Source organism: Bacillus sp. FSL R9-9530 (assembly GCF_038008145.1).
GTDB lineage: Bacteria > Bacillota > Bacilli > Bacillales > Bacillaceae_G > Bacillus_A > Bacillus_A mycoides.
In genome coordinates this window covers 638,916-656,346 of record NZ_JBBOYO010000001.1, presented here as the reverse complement: position 1 = coordinate 656,346, position 17,431 = coordinate 638,916, and the positions used below count along the sequence as shown (strand labels likewise).

The 17,431-nt window shown below is 34.6% G+C and carries 19 protein-coding genes; 7 read left to right on the top strand and 12 right to left on the bottom strand.

Annotated elements, in window-relative coordinates:
- Nucleotides 1–221: 221 nt before the first annotated feature.
- Entirely contained in the window at nt 222–1,517 is a 1,296-nt protein-coding gene (locus MKX66_RS03185; protein WP_341085478.1) for a histidine--tRNA ligase, read from the top strand.
- 157 nt (nt 1,518–1,674) lie between these two features.
- Here the strand turns inward: MKX66_RS03185 and MKX66_RS03180 are convergent, their stop codons facing one another.
- Nucleotides 1,675–1,956: a DUF1292 domain-containing protein gene (locus tag MKX66_RS03180; RefSeq protein ID WP_003190466.1), complete on the bottom strand. Its 282-nt coding sequence runs from the start codon at nt 1,954–1,956 to the stop codon at nt 1,675–1,677.
- 363 nt (nt 1,957–2,319) lie between these two features.
- A complete protein-coding gene (locus MKX66_RS03175; protein WP_002167963.1) occupies nt 2,320–3,372 on the bottom strand; it encodes a pyruvate kinase in 1,053 nt (350 codons plus the stop codon).
- A 253-nt stretch (nt 3,373–3,625) separates the two neighbouring features.
- Here MKX66_RS03175 and MKX66_RS03170 point away from each other — a divergent pair, with 253 nt between their 5' ends.
- The gene (locus MKX66_RS03170; RefSeq protein WP_341085477.1) at nt 3,626–5,311 is read left to right on the top strand and encodes an alkaline phosphatase; all 1,686 of its coding nucleotides are present in this window, start codon (nt 3,626–3,628) and stop codon (nt 5,309–5,311) included.
- Between the two features lie 84 nt (nt 5,312–5,395).
- On the opposite strand, the gene MKX66_RS03165 is transcribed toward MKX66_RS03170, so the two are convergent.
- A complete protein-coding gene (locus tag MKX66_RS03165) occupies nt 5,396–6,076 on the bottom strand; it encodes an NAD(P)H-dependent oxidoreductase (protein ID WP_061674355.1) in 681 nt (226 codons plus the stop codon).
- A 127-nt stretch (nt 6,077–6,203) separates the two neighbouring features.
- Here MKX66_RS03165 and MKX66_RS03160 point away from each other — a divergent pair, with 127 nt between their 5' ends.
- Together MKX66_RS03160 and MKX66_RS03155 are read left to right on the top strand one after the other, a co-directional pair.
- Complete coding sequence (locus MKX66_RS03160; RefSeq protein ID WP_341085476.1) at nt 6,204–6,578, top strand: winged helix-turn-helix transcriptional regulator; 375 nt, start codon at nt 6,204–6,206, stop codon at nt 6,576–6,578.
- Nucleotides 6,579–6,765: 187 nt separating this feature from the next.
- Nucleotides 6,766–7,305, top strand: coding sequence for a restriction endonuclease (locus tag MKX66_RS03155; protein ID WP_445662204.1), 540 nt, complete (start codon nt 6,766–6,768; stop codon nt 7,303–7,305).
- 255 nt (nt 7,306–7,560) lie between these two features.
- On the opposite strand, the gene MKX66_RS03150 is transcribed toward MKX66_RS03155, so the two are convergent.
- From MKX66_RS03150 to MKX66_RS03130, 5 genes are all read right to left on the bottom strand, one after another.
- Entirely contained in the window at nt 7,561–8,247 is a 687-nt protein-coding gene (locus MKX66_RS03150; protein ID WP_215589963.1) for a hypothetical protein, read from the bottom strand.
- Between the two features lie 336 nt (nt 8,248–8,583).
- Nucleotides 8,584–9,342 (bottom strand): SDR family oxidoreductase, encoded by a 759-nt coding sequence (locus MKX66_RS03145; protein WP_326998436.1) that lies wholly within the window; start codon nt 9,340–9,342, stop codon nt 8,584–8,586.
- A 56-nt stretch (nt 9,343–9,398) separates the two neighbouring features.
- Nucleotides 9,399–11,063, bottom strand: coding sequence for a putative ABC transporter permease subunit (locus MKX66_RS03140; RefSeq protein ID WP_002167957.1), 1,665 nt, complete (start codon nt 11,061–11,063; stop codon nt 9,399–9,401).
- Complete coding sequence (locus tag MKX66_RS03135) at nt 11,056–11,781, bottom strand: ABC transporter ATP-binding protein (protein ID WP_002033261.1); 726 nt, start codon at nt 11,779–11,781, stop codon at nt 11,056–11,058. The genes MKX66_RS03140 and MKX66_RS03135 overlap by 8 nt, the downstream gene beginning before the upstream one ends.
- 104 nt (nt 11,782–11,885) lie before the next feature.
- A complete protein-coding gene (locus MKX66_RS03130; protein ID WP_002142517.1) occupies nt 11,886–12,080 on the bottom strand; it encodes a hypothetical protein in 195 nt (64 codons plus the stop codon).
- 331 nt (nt 12,081–12,411) lie between these two features.
- On the opposite strand from MKX66_RS03130, the gene MKX66_RS03125 reads away from it, so the two are divergent.
- Together MKX66_RS03125 and MKX66_RS03120 are read left to right on the top strand one after the other, a co-directional pair.
- Complete coding sequence (locus MKX66_RS03125) at nt 12,412–12,771, top strand: DUF3796 domain-containing protein (protein WP_016100988.1); 360 nt, start codon at nt 12,412–12,414, stop codon at nt 12,769–12,771.
- Entirely contained in the window at nt 12,759–12,959 is a 201-nt protein-coding gene (locus MKX66_RS03120; protein ID WP_002084410.1) for a helix-turn-helix transcriptional regulator, read from the top strand. The genes MKX66_RS03125 and MKX66_RS03120 overlap by 13 nt, the downstream gene beginning before the upstream one ends.
- A gap of 174 nt (nt 12,960–13,133) precedes the next feature.
- Here MKX66_RS03120 and MKX66_RS03115 read toward each other — a convergent pair whose 3' ends face one another.
- From MKX66_RS03115 to MKX66_RS03100, 4 genes are all read right to left on the bottom strand, one after another.
- Nucleotides 13,134–13,445 carry a hypothetical protein gene (locus MKX66_RS03115; protein ID WP_002128289.1) on the bottom strand — a complete coding sequence of 104 codons (312 nt, stop codon included), beginning with the start codon at nt 13,443–13,445 and terminating at the stop codon, nt 13,134–13,136.
- Nucleotides 13,427–14,449 carry an anti-sigma factor gene (locus tag MKX66_RS03110; protein ID WP_326997166.1) on the bottom strand — a complete coding sequence of 341 codons (1,023 nt, stop codon included), beginning with the start codon at nt 14,447–14,449 and terminating at the stop codon, nt 13,427–13,429. Before MKX66_RS03110 ends, MKX66_RS03115 begins: the two co-directional genes overlap by 19 nt.
- Complete coding sequence (locus MKX66_RS03105; protein ID WP_002013989.1) at nt 14,439–14,939, bottom strand: sigma-70 family RNA polymerase sigma factor; 501 nt, start codon at nt 14,937–14,939, stop codon at nt 14,439–14,441. Before MKX66_RS03105 ends, MKX66_RS03110 begins: the two co-directional genes overlap by 11 nt.
- Before the next feature lie 257 nt (nt 14,940–15,196).
- Nucleotides 15,197–16,159: a tubby C-terminal domain-like protein gene (locus tag MKX66_RS03100; protein ID WP_326997165.1), complete on the bottom strand. Its 963-nt coding sequence runs from the start codon at nt 16,157–16,159 to the stop codon at nt 15,197–15,199.
- A 536-nt stretch (nt 16,160–16,695) separates the two neighbouring features.
- Between MKX66_RS03100 and MKX66_RS03095 the strand changes: the two genes are divergently transcribed.
- Nucleotides 16,696–17,193, top strand: coding sequence for a DinB family protein (locus tag MKX66_RS03095; RefSeq protein WP_215589969.1), 498 nt, complete (start codon nt 16,696–16,698; stop codon nt 17,191–17,193).
- Nucleotides 17,194–17,431 lie beyond the last annotated feature (238 nt).

Below are 17,431 nucleotides of genomic sequence, written 5' to 3'. Positions count from 1 at the left end.
CATCTGATATAATTTGGAAAAACTTATGTTAAGGAGAGATTTTTAATGCGAACTTTTAATACGTCTTTCCAACTTCATCATCATACGTAACGCCGTGTATCCGAAGAAAAATTTTTCTTCGTGGGTACAGGGCTTTTCCTGTTGACCCACGAAGCGTTCATAAAGCTATGTGGGTATTTTTATACCCGCATAGCTTTTTTTAATTTAAAAGAGGAGTGATTATGGTGGAAATGAAAAATGTAAAAGGGACAAAAGACTATTTACCAGAGGAACAAGTACTACGAAATAAAATTAAAAGAGCTTGTGAAGATACGTTTGAACGTTATGGCTGTAAACCGTTAGAGACACCAACGTTAAATATGTATGAGCTTATGTCTTACAAGTACGGTGGTGGCGATGAAATTTTAAAAGAAATATATACACTTAAGGATCAAGGAAAACGCGATCTTGCCTTACGTTATGATTTAACAATTCCATTCGCAAAAGTCGTGGCGATGAATCCGAACATCCGCCTACCCTTTAAACGCTATGAAATTGGGAAAGTATTTCGAGATGGTCCGATTAAACAAGGAAGATTCCGTGAGTTCATTCAATGCGATGTTGATATAGTTGGTGTAGAGTCTGTCATGGCAGAAGCTGAACTCATGAGCATGGCATTTGAACTATTCCGAACGTTAAACTTAGAAGTAACAATTCAATATAATAACCGAAAATTATTAAACGGTATTCTCCAGTCTATTAACATCCCTACTGAACTAACGAGTGACGTAATTTTATCATTGGATAAAATCGAAAAGATTGGGATTGATGGTGTACGAAAAGATGTATTGGAGCGCGGGGTTACTGTAGAAATGGCCGATACAATATGTAATACTGTTTTATCTTGCCTAAAGCTCCCTATAGCCGACTTTAAAGACACTTTCAATAATACACTTGTCGCCGATGGAGTAGAGGAACTACAAAAACTACAGCAATACTTACTCGCTCTCGGAATAAATGAAAATACGATATTCAATCCGTTTTTAGCAAGAGGACTCACAATGTATACAGGCACTGTGTATGAAATCTTTCTAAAAGATGGCACGATTACATCTAGCATCGGTAGCGGTGGTCGATACGATAATATTATCGGAGCATTCCGTGGTGATAATATGAACTATCCAACAGTCGGTATTTCATTCGGTTTAGACGTTATTTATACAGCACTATCACAGAAAGAAACCATATCATCTACAGCGGATTTATTTATCATCCCACTCGGGACAGAATTACAATGCTTACAAATTGCCCAGCAATTGCGCTCTACTACTTCTTTAAAAGTCGAACTTGAACTAGCTGGACGTAAATTGAAACGTGCCCTTAATTATGCAAATAAAGAAAATATCCCGTATGTGCTAATAATTGGTGAAGAGGAACTATCTACAGAAACAGTTGTATTGCGTAATATGAAGGAAGGTACTGAAGTGAAGATTCCCCTCTCTTCCTTGGAAAATAACACATTTAATAACTATATATAATAAGCGCCACCCTCATTTGGGTGGTTTTTCTAGTGCATAAATAAAGAGTCATTCAGTTTACATAATATAATTATTGATTTCTATAAATGTAATTTTCAACCATATAACAAAAGAGGGCAGATATGCATCTCCCTCTTTTGTCTAACTCTTTTTATTATTATTCTTGTTCTTGCTCGTCCATAATCTTCTCGAACGCCGCAGATACTTTTTCAAATTCCTCGTCATTCTCTATGTATGAGAATTCATTATCTTCTTCTATTTTTAAAAAGAAGATATCAATGTCTTCCTCAGTTTCTGTTTGAATGTCTTCTACAAAGGCAACCGCAATATATTCTGCACCTTCGACATCCATCGCTCCAAGCACTTCAACTTCCTGTTCTTCATTATTCTCATCGGTAAGACTAAAAATTTCGCCTACTTCAATTGCTTCCATATTCATTCTCCTCCTATCATACTCTAAAAAATAAAACGTTCAAATTGCACACTTACTAACATATCTTTCCATAAAAAAGTTGAATTCATACAGAAAGAACAACAAATTCTTGCTGATTCAGCAAAAGTATTCAACTATAAGGATATCATTTATGAATAGGAATGAACATATTTTAAATGAGATAATTGGATTAATTAATTTAAAATCCTTCTTTAGATTTCCGAAAGACCTCCATGTTCCATAATGATTCTTTCATATAGGCAGCTGGAATGCCACCTTTCAATCTGTAAGTAAATACTAAAATGGCACCTCCTATCCTGATTCCTTTCCGTACGTTTTTAGGATGAGAGATAAATCCTTCTATATAAACTAAAGAGACTTATGCAGCAATTCCAATACATCTTTCATCGCAAAAGGACCGTCTTTTTTTACATGCTCAGCGAATTCCGAAACGAGACGTAACGTTTTCACACTTTCGATTGGATGATCTCCTGACGCACTTTCAGCAGAAAGCATAACAGCATTCGTCCCGTCCAGTACAGCTTGAAATACATCTGTCACCTCAGCTCTTGTAGGAATAGAATGATCTACCATAGATTGAAGCATTTGTGTCGCTGTAATGACATATGTATTCGTTCGATTGCACTCACGAATCATCATTTTTTGTAACAGTGGAATAAATTGATACGGCAATTCCACACCTAAATCTCCCCTTGCGATCATAATGCCATCCGCTTCTTTGCATATGTCTTGAAAATTCTCAATTGCTTCCATCGTTTCTATTTTTGCAATTAAATTAGGAGATGTTTCTTTATGTTCATGTATAAAACTTCGTATTTCCTTTATATGACTAGGTTTTCGAACGAAAGAACACGCAATAAAATCAACTTCCTCTTCTAGAAGAAATTGAATATCTTTTTTATCTTTCTCCGTAATAGCTGGCAAACTAACAATTGTACCTGGTAAGTTCACCCCTTTATGAGAGGAAATATTGCCACCTGTTTTTATTCTTGTTTCTATTTTTTCCGAACTTATCTTTTCAACGATTAACTCAACTTCTCCATCATTAATAAGAATTCTACTTCCAACTTTCACGTCATTCGCGATCCCTACATAATCAACACTTGCTTCTTCTTTATTCCCTTGAACTGGATTGGTATGTAAAGTAAATAACTCCCCTGCTTCAAGTGTAATTTGTTCCTCTTTCATTTCACCCAATCTTATTTTAGGACCTTGTACATCCCCTAGAATTTTAATAGAATCGTCTAACGATTTTACTAAACGAATGATGTCTTTATGACTTTCATGCGTACCATGTGATAAATTTAACCGAACAATTTTCATACCATTGTTTATTAACTGCGCTAACGTTTCTTCATTATTACTCGCTGGCCCAATTGTACAAACTCGATCAATTGTCATGTCCCCACCATCCTTTTTTAAATGTTTCCCATAAAATAAAGAGAAGATTCTTTTTATAGGAAAGACCATGTAACTAAGGGTGCAAAGAAGTTTTATATGAGGAGAATATTTTGCTGAAGAAGTAGCTTAAATTTAACTTTTCGACTCCATAGTTATTGTTAGTTTCGTTGCAATGGGGTACTACTAATAATAAATCTTGTTTACATACGAACGTTAGATTTGGATATCGAAAACGACCTATGGAGGAACCACAATGACTACTCTTCGAAAAAAAATAATGGGACTAACATTAGCGGGAACGATAGCAATATTTACATTAGCAACAGGAATCATAATGAACGATAACGAGGTAAAAGCTGAGGTAAAAGCTGAGGTAAAAAAAGCAGGAAAGCAACCTAAAAATGTGATTTTCATGGTTATAGATGGGACAAGTTCTTCTGCTACAACATTAGCCCGCTGGTATAAAGGTTCACCTCTTGCACTAGATCAAATTGTATCCGGAGGTGTTCGTACGTATTCCGCAGAATCAGCTATTACGGACTCTGCACCAGCAGCCACAGCTTTAGCGACAGGAAATAAATCAAATTCAGGCTACGTGGGCGTATTACCTTCTGTTGTGAATTCACCTGGCTTAGAACCAGTGAAAGAAGAATGCAAGTTTCGTCCAGTTGCCAACGTATTAGAAGGCGCAAAACGTTCCGGCCGCGCGACAGGAATCATTGCTACATCAGAAATTCAACATGCTACTCCTGCTAGTTTCTCTGCCCACCACGTTAACCGTAAAGATTTCGAAGTACTTGGTGAACAGCAAGTTTATCAAAATATAGAAGTTGTATTAGGTGGTGGAAAAGCAGCACTTCAGCCTACGACAAGCAACGGAATTCGTAAAGACAACGAAGATTTAGTAAAAGTGATTCAAGACAAAGGGTATGACTTTGTCGAAACAAAAGATGCGTTATTAAACTCCAAATCAAAGAAAATCTGGGGTTCTTTCTCTAATACTGCCCTTGCGTTCGATATGGATCGTATAATAACCAATCCTAAGCAGCCAACTCTTTCCCAGATGACGAGAAAAGCAATTCAAACATTATCAAAAGATAAAGATGGTTTCTTCTTATTTGTAGAAGGTAGTAAGGCAGATTGGGCAGCACATGCAAATGACCCAATCGGGATGATTAGCGATGTATTGGCATTTGATGATGCAGTTACAGAAGCATTAGAATTTGCGAAGAAAGACGGTAACACTATGGTCATTGCATTAGCGGATCATGGTAATAGCGGTATTTCCATTGGCAACAGCAATACCACAAAAGGATATGATACCACACCAGTATCAGCTTACATTGCCCCACTGAAAAAGGCGAAAATGACACTTGAGGGTGCTACAAATAAACTAAAAGATGATTTATCTAATATAAAAGAGATCGCTGCACTTTACGGTTTAGACGACCTAACTGCTAATGAAAAAGAACAGTTAAAAGCTGCACAAAAGAAAGCTGATGTAGGTCCAATCCTTACTAAATTATTGGCCAACCGTGCGAACATCGGTTTTACAACTGGTGGTCATACGGGTGAAGATGTATTCTTATACTCTTACGGTCCTCAAAAGCCATACGGTTTAGTCCAAAATACAGACATTGCGAAAATAATGGCCAAAGCAATGGGCTTTCAATTAGGAGAATTATCTAAGAAATTATTCTTAGATGCTGAAACATCCTTTAAACAAATTGGTGCAACTGTAACGATTGACAAAAAAGATGTACGAAACCCGGTGCTTGTAGTAAAACGCAATAATACGGCGGCCAAATTGTTTGTTAATAAAAATATTATCTGTATCGGTGAAAAAGATTATGAATTAGGAAGTGTTGTTGTAGAAAGCAACGGGAAATTCTATGTCCCTGAAAAAGCAATTCAACTATTCACAAAGCATTCTCGCTAAATTTAAAAACAGACATAAAAAAACGCTATCCTTTCTATAGAAAGGGTAGCGTTTTTTTCGTTATATGGATACAAATTTATCTTATTAAATCCATTCAACAATAGTATCCATAGTTTGTCTTGTTTTATTAAATTTTGGTTCTCCTTTACGGTATCCAAATGCAACCATAACTGATACCTCAAGATTATCATCTTTTAAAATTCCTTCTTGACGAAGTAAAGAATCTACTTTTTCTTTATCGAATCCTTCCATTGGACAAGAATCAATACCGATTTGAGCTGCACTAGTCATCATATTAGCTAAAGCAATATAAGATTGCTTCGATGACCAATCAAATACAGCACGTTCGGAGTCTAATAATTTAAAATCCGATTCTTGGAATTTTTTGAAGAATTCATATCTCATTTGTTGGGCTTCTTCAGGCAATCCAATAATATCTTTCATCATGTGCTGAATATACTCTGCATCATAGTGCATATCTTTGATGGTTCTTGAAAGAACAATGACAAAATGACTTGCTGTTGAAAGCTGCCCACCTGCTCCCCATGAATATGGTAATAGTTTTTCTCTTAATTCTTTATTTTGTACCACAATAAATTTCCAAGGCTCATATCCAAAAGAAGAAGGAGATAATCTTCCTGTTTCTAAAATAAATTTAAAATCATCTTCTGAAATTTTCTTCATAGGATCAAATTCTTTACATGCATGTCTAAAGTTAAAAGCCTCAATAATTTTTTGTTTTGTATTTTGTTTTGTGTTAGTCATAAAAGATCCCCTTTTCATTAAATTATTATTTAACCAAATTATATTTTTAAAGTAACAATGATACAAGTACGCACATTTATGTGCTATAGTATCAAAAAAGATACTATTGTTAAGGGAGAGTCTTTTTATGATTAGTTCAAAAGAAGATGATGTAAATTATCCATTTTTAAATAAATATTCTTGTCCAGTAGAAGCTATCGTCGAGGTTATTGGCGGGAAATGGAAAGGTGTTATTCTTTATCATTTATTAGATGGTAAGAAACGATTTAATGAATTAAAAAGATTAAAACCTAATATCACCCAAAGAATGTTAACACTTCAACTTAGAGAACTTGAAGCAGATGGCATGGTACATCGGGAGGTATATCGTGAAGTACCTCCTAAAGTAGAATATTCGCTAACCGAACTAGGCGAGTCGCTACGTCCAATTATCCTTTTAATGATGGAATGGGCGACTAATAATATGGAGCAGGTTTTGGAAAGTAGAAATAACACTAAATAGTATTTAAAACCTGTAATTAGCCATTACAAACAACTCAAAAAAGATTGCCTCTTAGGATACAGGCGATTTTTTTTTGAGTAAAAGGATTATTTTGTTACAATTTTTATCTATTCTAAACAGATAAGTTTTGTATAATGTTATTGATGACTATATTAATATAACTATAAGGAGATGTACTAATTTGTTTATGTTTTTCATTGGGATATTAATCCACTTTTTAACTTCCCCCTTAATGCTTATTCCTGCATTATTAATTATTTTTATGATATTTCAACAAAAAAAACAGGTCAAAGCTCAAAAGTTTTTTATGGAACAACTTCGCCAATCCAGTATTTATGAAATTGATCGAATGAACGGACTACAATTTGAACACTACTTAAGCGCACTATATCAATCATTTGGATACCATACAGAAGTTACTAAGGGATCCGGAGACTTTGGAGCAGACTTAATTTTAAGAAATAATAATGAAAAAATAATCGTCCAGGCAAAACGCTATAAAAATAAGGTTGGCATCCAGTCTGTACAAGAAGTTGTTGGAGCTAAAAGGTACTATGATGTCGCTCATGCTTGGGTTGTAACTAATAACTATTTTACAGAACCAGCACGTAAATTAGCGCATGCTAACGATGTATTACTTATAGACCGCGACTTATTGATTAAATTAAGTGCGCAAGTAAATCGAGAAAAAGCAGCGACCCGCGCCGAGAAATATAACTCCAATTGAGACACTCATGCTAGTGTCTTTTTTTATAACAAAATGAAATTTTTGTAGAAAATAATGAACTTTAAAAACTACTAAATTGCAAATATAAATACAAGGGAGCGTTTTATATGACTTCCTATCAAAAAATATCTTTAATAGTTATCACTCTTTTTTATCATTGTGATGTTCCTTTTAAATGAAGTCTTTATTTCTTAACACCCAACGAGAGTGTACAACAAACTAAAAAGGCCTACTCACACGAGTAGGCTTTTGAAACTATGAAAGCTTCGTTAATAATTGATTTAAATCTTTTTTCGTTTTCGTCGTTAATGACTTCATTTTATTAATATCGATCTTTTCTTTCTCCGCTCCTACAATTAACGGATACATACTTTGGCCAATTGTTTTATATTCAGTCGGATGTGATGCTTCTAACTCTTTTTCAATGACATCCCACTTCTCATTAATTTGTTTTCCGAGTTTATTAACTGTTTCTAATTTAGGATTTGCAGCTAATTGCTTGTCCAAGCTTTCAATTAATGTAACGACTTCTTTTACATTTGTTTTCACAGCGACGCTTTTCTTCGGATCTTTCGTTGTTTTTCCGTTATTGTTTGTACTTGTACTTTGATCTGTTGTTTTTCCGCTAGTAGTTTGATCATTCGTTTTTCCTGTCGTTTCTTTTTCTTTTGTTGTTTTGTCGTTACTTTCTGTTCCTGATGATTCCTTTGTATTTTTTGCATCCTTATCTGTTTTTTCATTCGAAGAAGTATTTGTGTCTTTTTCAGTATCTTTCGTTGTTTTTGACGCTTCATCTGCACTTGTCGTTTTCGATTGCTCTTCATTTTGTGCAGTTACCTGATCCTTCTTTGCTGCATCTTTATCTGTGGAGGTACTACAAGCTGCCATTGTAAGCATTGTACCAATTGCTACTGATGCGATAGCGACCTTTTTCATTTTCATAAAAATCCCCCTATGTTTACAATTTTATCCTTCTCTTTACGATTCTATTTCCCCTTAAAAAATCCCTTTTCATACGAATCACCATCTTTCCGACAGTAATCTTCATAATAATACGTACAAAAAACGATAAATTCATTTTAATATTCGAGTTTTTTCTACTACATTTTCCTCCTCTGTAGCAAAAGAAAAAGAGTATGTTGTCACATGAAGATTTACAATCTACAAATGACAACATACTCCCCTATCAATTTTTTATCTTTCTTGACATTTTATTTATACAAAAAACAAAATAATTACTAATTTTTTTATTTCTCAACAATTGTTAACATAATATTTTTATGAATAACCACCGTTCGAATGAATGACTTGCCCAGTAACCCACTTCGCTTCTTCACTTACTAAAAAAGCAATTAAGCGTGCCGCATCCACCGGTTCTCCAACTCTTCCTTGCGGGAATTTCCATACTAAATGATGCTGTAATTCCTCTGTAATCCATCCTGTATTCGTCGGTCCTGGATCAACAGCATTGACTGTAATCCCCTTCTCCATAGCTACTGGTGCAACTGACTTAGTAAATACTTCTATTGCTCCCTTTGTTGCTACGTATGCTAGTTCATCTGGCATCGGGCCTAATGACTGCCCAGAAGTAAGATTTATAATACTTCCACTCGTTTTAAGTGAAAAATGTTTAATAAATAATGAACTTAATAGCATAGGAGCACGAACATTAACCGTATAATGTTTATCTAGCTGTTCTACATCTAACTCTTCAATTTTCGTAGGAGTAGAATACGCCGCATTATTAATAAGAATAGATGGATCCCCTAAACGTTCTGATACCATATACAATACACGATTAGGCGAATAAGACTGCGATAAGTTTATTTCTGCCATTTCACATCGAACGCCGTAACTTTCAATTTCCTTTTTCAACAAAAAGGGCTCTTGATCATTCATTCCCCATGGCATCGCTTTATCATACCGAGGCCAGTACGTGAAAAAAATGTCTATCCCATTTTGAGCAAGCACCTTGCATACAGCTGCACCAATTCCATTCAGACGAGTTGCCCCTGTTACAATTGCTATTTTCTTCACCTTTTCTCCTCCATCTATGGATAAATCCCCTGCACGAATACAGAGGATCTACCTTTTTAATTAATATTTGACAATATACGCTCAGCGCCTAATTTTAAAATTTTAATAAAGATATAATTTACAATCGTAAACATTACAAATAAAACGATAAACATAATCCAAAGTCCTACTTGAAGGAAGAAGTATAATACACTTACACCCGCTACAATAACTAAAGCTATTAAAATATTAGCTAAAAAATTCCACAAAGTTGTATATCGACTTTTAAATAATTTCTGTTCTGTATCCCAATGAATATCTGCAGTTTGTGCATCCCAGCGTGTACCGATTAAATTAATTAACAATAAACCGTTCGCACTTAGTAAGAACCAAAGTATCATGAAGACTGGCGAAATACCTGCTACAAATGCCATTGTAATACCGAATACTCCTAAAATGACTACATTAATTAACCAGGCCGTTATCGCTTTCGCAAAAAAGATATCCGAAGCCTTTACTGGTAAGTAACGATTCACAAACCAAGAGCTTCCATCTCGTGAGAATGACGTTGTTGCAATAACGTTACTCCCCATTAAAAATAAGGATGCACAAAGGCCAACACCAATTGCGAAACCTGCTGATTCTGGATTATCAATATACCCTGTAATCCATTTTAAATTTCCATCTTGTACAAACAAAACAAAGAACAGCATAATTGGCATAACGAAAGTTTGCACAATACAATTTAAGAAAAATTGTGGTGTACGGAATAACGTTTTAAATTCTTTTTTCACATATGCTTTTAAATGAGAACTTTGTACTGTTGATTTCTGTAAACCTTCTGCTGAAATTACCTCTTTCTTTGCTGTACTCGTTGAAAGTCCAATAACCCCTTTTAAATATGTACGCTCTGCAATGTAATAAAACAAACCGAAAAATGCGATAGAAATAAGAATGTATATTAGTACGTATAATATTCCCTTCCACGATGCATTTTCTACTAATCCCATTGCACCAAAATATGTAGTTGGAAAATAATTTGTCATTTGTATAAAAAGGGAGGATTGATTATTTGTAAGATAATTCGCAACTGAATCTCCAGCTCCAGATACTGCACTTTTATTTCTCCATTGCATAAATACATTGATTCCGACGATAAATAGTATACTTACGATTCCAATAAATATACTTCCTCGATCTTTATTTTTCGCTATATTCGTATACCTCATAATAATTGTCATAATTAACGAAGCTAAAACTAGCGGAATGATCGGGAAGAATAAGTAAATGACAATCATATAAATGTAATATGTAATGAAAGCACCACTCTTTAAACCGTAAGTAATAAAGATAGGCAATAAAATAAACGAGCTCATTACGTATTGTGTAATTAACACTGTAAAGAACTTTGCCGAAATAATTTGCGCTGGTTTTAACGGTAACGGTAGCAACATTTCAACATCATTACTATAGTAAAACACTGTTAAAATGTTCATAATACTCATCAAAAATACCCATATACTAGCAACTGCTAATCCCATCGCAATAACAATCCCTGGATCCTGTCCGAGGTGTATCATTCCTTCATATATTCCATGGGTCATCGAACCGAATATTAAAAAACCTACAAATAAAATGGCTGCAAATGAAAATAAATACGCCCATCTTTTCTTTTTATCTGTTATGAAATCTGCATAATTTAATTTCAATAATACTTTCGTTAACGTCCAAATTTTACTCATTGCCCGTCATCTCCAAGAACATTTTTTCAAGTGATTCATTGGATTCAAAATGATCTCTCATTTCATTTAAATTCCCTTTAAACTGCAAATTCCCCTTATTAATTATAGCAACGCGGTCACATATTTTTTCAGCTACTTCTAATACGTGTGTCGAGAAAAATACAATCTTCCCTTTATCTGCATGTTCTCTCATCATTTCTTTTAAAATATAGGCAGATTTCGGATCAAGACCTGTTAACGGTTCATCTAAAATCCACACATCTGGTTCATGTACGAGCACACCGATAATAACAATCTTTTGTCTCATACCGTGTGAATAACTTTGAATTTGATCAGATAAAGCATTGTACAGATCAAACTTCTTCGCTAATGACTCTATTCGTTCTTGTCTTACTTCCTTCGGTACTTCATACATATCAGCCATAAAGTTTAAATATTCAATCCCTTTTAATCGTAAAAACATATCCGGGCTATCTGGAACATATCCAAATGTTTTCTTCGCTTCCATCGGATTTTTCATAATATCTTTACCGTTGATTGTAATGGTTCCTTTGTCCACCCCATGAATACCAGTAATCATCTTAATTGTCGTTGATTTACCCGCACCATTCGGTCCTAAAAACCCAAATATTTCTCCGCTCGGTACAGATAAACTTAAATCTTTTACTGCATAGGTAGATCCATTATAACTTTTTGACACATTCAAAATTTCGATCATTACATCCAATCCTTTCCTTAATTACCAATTAACTATATTAAGATTATAGCATACTTATATTTTTAGATTTTTAGATTTTTAGATTTTTACATTTTTCAGTTTTTTTAACCTTTAAAATAAATATAAACTCCTAATCCAACGATTAAAACAACGGCTAGTATTATATAAATCATCGTAAGTCGTTTAATATTTCCTTTTGTCGCTTTACTATAATTCGCATCACCATTTCGCCCAATTAACACCGTTCCAATTACAGTAATAACTACAAGTAATATAACGATCATTATCCCAGTTAACATTTCGTCCTCCCCCTCCTTACATCCATTTTACGATATTTCCCTTTTTATTTTACAGAATATTTAACCTTTTTTACTATTATTATGAAATAAATCGCAAAACTATTATTACTATGAATTTCCATATGTGATATATTTATAACATATAGTGATTTATCCCGCATTAACTGGCAGTAAGACTCCCACCTCAAAATTCGGCTGGAGCAAAGAAGTTAGGTGGGAGCCCTGCTGCCCGTAAACGCCCGATTGGTGAAGGCTAATAATCAGCGGAGGATGAACACCCCCCGCTGATTAAAGTTTCACTTTATTTCTAACATCGAAAGGAGAATCTATCATGAAAACGACTTGGATTAAATATTTAGGATTTCTCGGTTTCTTTGGGTTTCTCGGATTTTTTTATGAAAAAGGATTGTTTACTATGTTTTGTTTTTTCTCCTTTTTCACGACGTATAGAAAAGTTCATCACGATGAGCTTTTTGAACAAATCGTCAATAAATCTTGCCGCAACGCCTTTATCGTTACGTTATTAACTACCGCTATCATTATCTTTATTGAAATGTTATTTCCGAATCCTACACTACAAGAGATTGATATTGCTCTTATTTTCAGCACACTCATTCTTACATTCGGATTCTCTACCTTCTTTTACGATAAACCAGTTGATGAAATGGAAGATGCACCATGGCGTTCGTAACGAAGATAAAAGAATACCGTGCCAAAGTACATATGACGCAGGAAGATTTAGCGAAAAAGGTTGGTGTACGTCGTGAAACGATTAGCCATCTTGAAAAAGGAAAGTATAACCCTTCCTTACAGCTTGCTCACGATATAGCGAGGGCACTACATAGTACGATTGATGAGGTTTTTATTTTTGAGGATTAATTAAGAGCACCAAGTTTAATATATAATACTGAATCGTGAGCGGAAAACATATCAACAAAACCACAGCCTAGATGCATAGTGCTCTCCTTTCAAATTTGATAGGTTCTTCTCTTATCTAGTTTACTTTTTACACATTAAAAAAGAGCGAATCTACATTCGCTCTTTTCCACATATTTATGGCGTAAAGCTTATCATCCAACCTAACATAAATCCAAATACAGCAAACAGTAACATAAAAACAAATAAACTACATGCCCACAATGCATATTTTCGACTTTTGCTTTTTGTGAGCATGCCTACGACTGAACACATCAATCCAGCTCCAACTATTTCTCGAAAACCTTCGCCTATAAATATTTCTTGAATAAGCAATGTAATGTTCAAATACAATAACGCTAGAAAGGCAATAATTAATGAAATAATACCCATCCACGTTTCCTGTTTATAAATATGACTCTTTCTTTTTTTTAAGAATGCCAATTCCATAATCTCGCTTCACCTACTTTCAAGTTTCTAACTTTTTCATGGCTCATCAATTTTTCAACTTCTCCTTTAGGTCCAGTTACAACTGCCCCGTATGTTTTTATCCCATTTTTTTCAAGGAAAGAAATGCGCTGTGACAACTCTAATGTTTTCGCTCTAGATAGCTTCACCGCTAAATCTTCATGCTTCCGTAATGACTTTAACACATCAATAAATTGTTCCTCATGAGGTGAGTCACTTAAAAAAGGACCACTTGGACTTGAAATCATATCTGCTGGAAAACCGATTGGGGCAACATACTGACCCTCATCATTCTTTTGCTTCTCCTCTAATCCTGTATTCACGGCATACCAAACAATATCAATAGTAGGAAACGTATCCGTTACCTCTTGTACACTTAATAATTCTCTAAAAGATACATATGCTTCTACAACAGATTCTTGCGGCAGGCCCTTTAATATCTGCGCTTCTTCGCCACTATTATAAGACGCATTATAATTATTAGGATGAGACAACACTTCGTTATCTATATACGGGATTTCTGGAATTTTTTCATCTGTTGTATATTCACGGCTTACTTTCGTTGCTCTACTTAATAAATAATCTGTTTTCTCTTCTCCTATTCGAATATCTTTCTTTCCTACCCTTTTATACAAATCAAAATGCAATTGTAAACTAAGCGGTAACAATGTTTGCTCCATATCCCTTTCTTTCATAAATACATTAGGTTCTGTTACACTTAATGTTTGATTTACTACATTCCGTATCTCCATCGCGTTTGTAGGTGCCAATGTATAATATAAAAGTGTAGATATATATAAAATAGGTTGAATAAGTAATAAAAAAGTAAATACAATCAACACATTCGTAATTCGAGCTCTTTTTTTACCTATTTTCAACACTTGCTGCTGTTTTCCATCAGGAAGTGAATCTGGTCTTTGATGAAGAGCTTCTTGTAATAATTCTTTATAATCATCTTGTTCAGAATGAGGTTTATCATTTGTCATTTTGACTCTTTTCCTCCTTTAACAATTCTTTTAATCTCTTTCTCCCACGAAATATGTGACTTTTATAAGTATTTACCTTTAAATCTAATACAGTAGCACCCTCTTCGTACGTTAATTGATGTACGTCACATAATAAAATAGCTTGTGCCTCTACCACTGGTAAAGTATGAATAATCTGAATTAATTTTTCGTAACTATTTTTTGCGACTACATACTCTTCTGTAGATTCCCCTGCTTGTATTGTCTCTAATTCCTCCGTTCCTACAAAAGATACTTTTTTCTCTTTCCTTACAAAATCAATAAACGTATGATATGCCACTTTAAAAAGCCATGATTTTACCTTTTGGTTTTCATAGTCTTCTAGATAAAGATACGCCCGATAAAAAGTCTCCTGCATCAAGTCCTCCGCTACGTGATGGCTACGAGAAAGGGAAAATAAATACCGGTACACATCGTTTATATAAACCTTATATATTTCTTCAATTTCCATCCCCCTCCTCCTTTCATATATAACACGAATAAGCGTGTTATAAAGTTGCATTATTTTTCCTTTTTATATTTTTTATTTATTAAAAAAGAAATAACATTTATACATTTTAATAACCATTTACAATTATAAACAAAACATAAGATGTTATAACTGTAAATTCCTAAAAAAAGAAAAGTGACAAAATGCAATCTTCACACCAGAACCACATAAAAAATACCGGTATCCTTCCCATGAAGAATACCAGTACTTTTCATTTATCACCCATACAAAACCGCATGAAATACACCTAACAGTAAGTATTGATTCTCTATATAATCCTCATCATATACATCCATCTCGATATAATACATATCTTCCTCAAGACGAATATTCCAATCTGCGATTACATAGCCGTTTCGTAATAATTTTCCAAGCCCAATTGAAGTTTTGTGAACAACATATTCTTCTGTCTTATATGTAAAAGTAAATAAGAAATTTGCATCTAATAACTTTCCGTCACATACAAGTATTTCATGCTCTGCATCATTATTATCGATGTACGTTACTAAAATCCTTCTTTGACGCTGCCTACTTACATCCTTTGCAATGACGCGAACATTGTTCTTACTATCCATTATTTCATAAATGATATTACTACCGACTTTCGGAATGAAGTCTAGCACTTTCATCAACGTATTTTTATAATAGCCCCGTACTGCGCCTACTCCTTCGCTTCCATTGTAAACCTCTATTGAAGTCGTATCCGCTTTACTATCACACAGTCGTTTATAAGAAAGCTGCATCATTCGCTCTCCTCTTAAGTACTGATCAAACGTCACAGGATATCCTATCGCGCGCAGTTCCTTATTTAGCTCATATAAATAGCGTTGAACGCTCTCTACTAATGTTGTAGTTGATATACGCTCTTGAAGTTCAAATTGCTGCCAACTGGAAAAAACTCTCCACTGATCTTCCTCTTCATATACGAATCCGAGAATTACTTCCTCACGGTCACTCGTTTCATAATTCAATTGTTCTTTCTGCCCATGTTGCACTTGTTCCATCCACTGTCCTAAATAAATGCCAAGCTCTGCAACCTTCATGCATGACTTCTGAAAAAATACGCTGTCACTCACGCGAATCGTTAAATCCCCTTCAATAAAGCCATTTGCATAAGCGGCATACCGTGGCTCATCCTTCTGCGGGATAGCCTTGTCTAACTCAAATAAAAACATTAACATCCTTCACTCACCTCTAGTTGTTACACAGCTCATACATGACATCGCATCACTCTGAGAAACTATGTATATATAAATATTTAATTATCGCATTATAACACGTGAATGACCTTAGTATAGTAGCGCTATTTTTGCTTCGCGAACTCCCTCATAATAGAATAACTATCCTTTTATTATTTTTTTCTTGACTTAGAGTTCACTCTAATTATTATAATCAACTCATAGTTCATTCACAATAAAATCAATTGGATAAAATTCAGGAGGGATCGGAAAAGCTAAAATCAAAAGTGGCTGATATTAACGCAGACCTGAATGTTGTCATTCGAACCTTTGATTTATCTGTTAATACATTTGTACATTAAGGTACTAATTAAATAAAAACCTACGATTTCCTGTACGTTAAGAAGTCAGTGATTCTTGCCTTATTTTACTTTCTCTTAATAGTCGTAAAGCTTCTATAATTTATTTAGTACATATAAAAAAGACGGAATCATAAAATCAGCAAATTAGAAAATAAAACAGGATGGGAGTCAGTTATTATGGAGCAATCAAATAAAGCGTTTAGCCAGGCATTAGTAAAATCGTTAAGAGGGGAACGAGGACATCTTCCCATCAAGAATGCTTTGTCGGATATAGACGTGGCGCTTGCGGGAAAACGCAGAGAGGAACTGCCTTATTCTATTTATCAATTAGTGAAACACATGACCTATTGGCAAGATTTTCTCTTATTATCCGCTCAGGGGAAGAAGCCTGCATTGCCTACCCATGTAAAAGAGAGCTGGCCTGAAGAAGAATGCCCTGGCAGTGAGGAAGAGTGGCAACAGATTATTCAGTATTTTCTTCAAGGGATTGAACAGGCATGCACGATCGCCCAAACTGTTCAATTGGACAAAACATTGGAGGAATGGCCTGGTGAAACCCCTGGCGGTGTTCTACGGAATATTGCATCTCATAACTCCTACCATTTAGGAGAAATTGTGCTGATTCGCAGATTATTTAGTGCTTGGCCACCGCCAACAGGCGGATATCCGGTCTAAACAAGGAAAGGGTTCCACCCCATGCCCATTAACTTAAGATTTTAAATTACACCCAAAACGAAATTTTTACCACTTTACAGTTATTTATGAGAATTAAATTCATTTTTTTCATTACTGGGGAACAAACATTTTTTAAACTTGATGGAGATAGGGTATAAAAATACAAATTTCATCTCCGAAAAAAATAAAAAAACGATTGCTTGGATCCTAAGAGGCAATCGTTTTTTTTAGCTGTTTG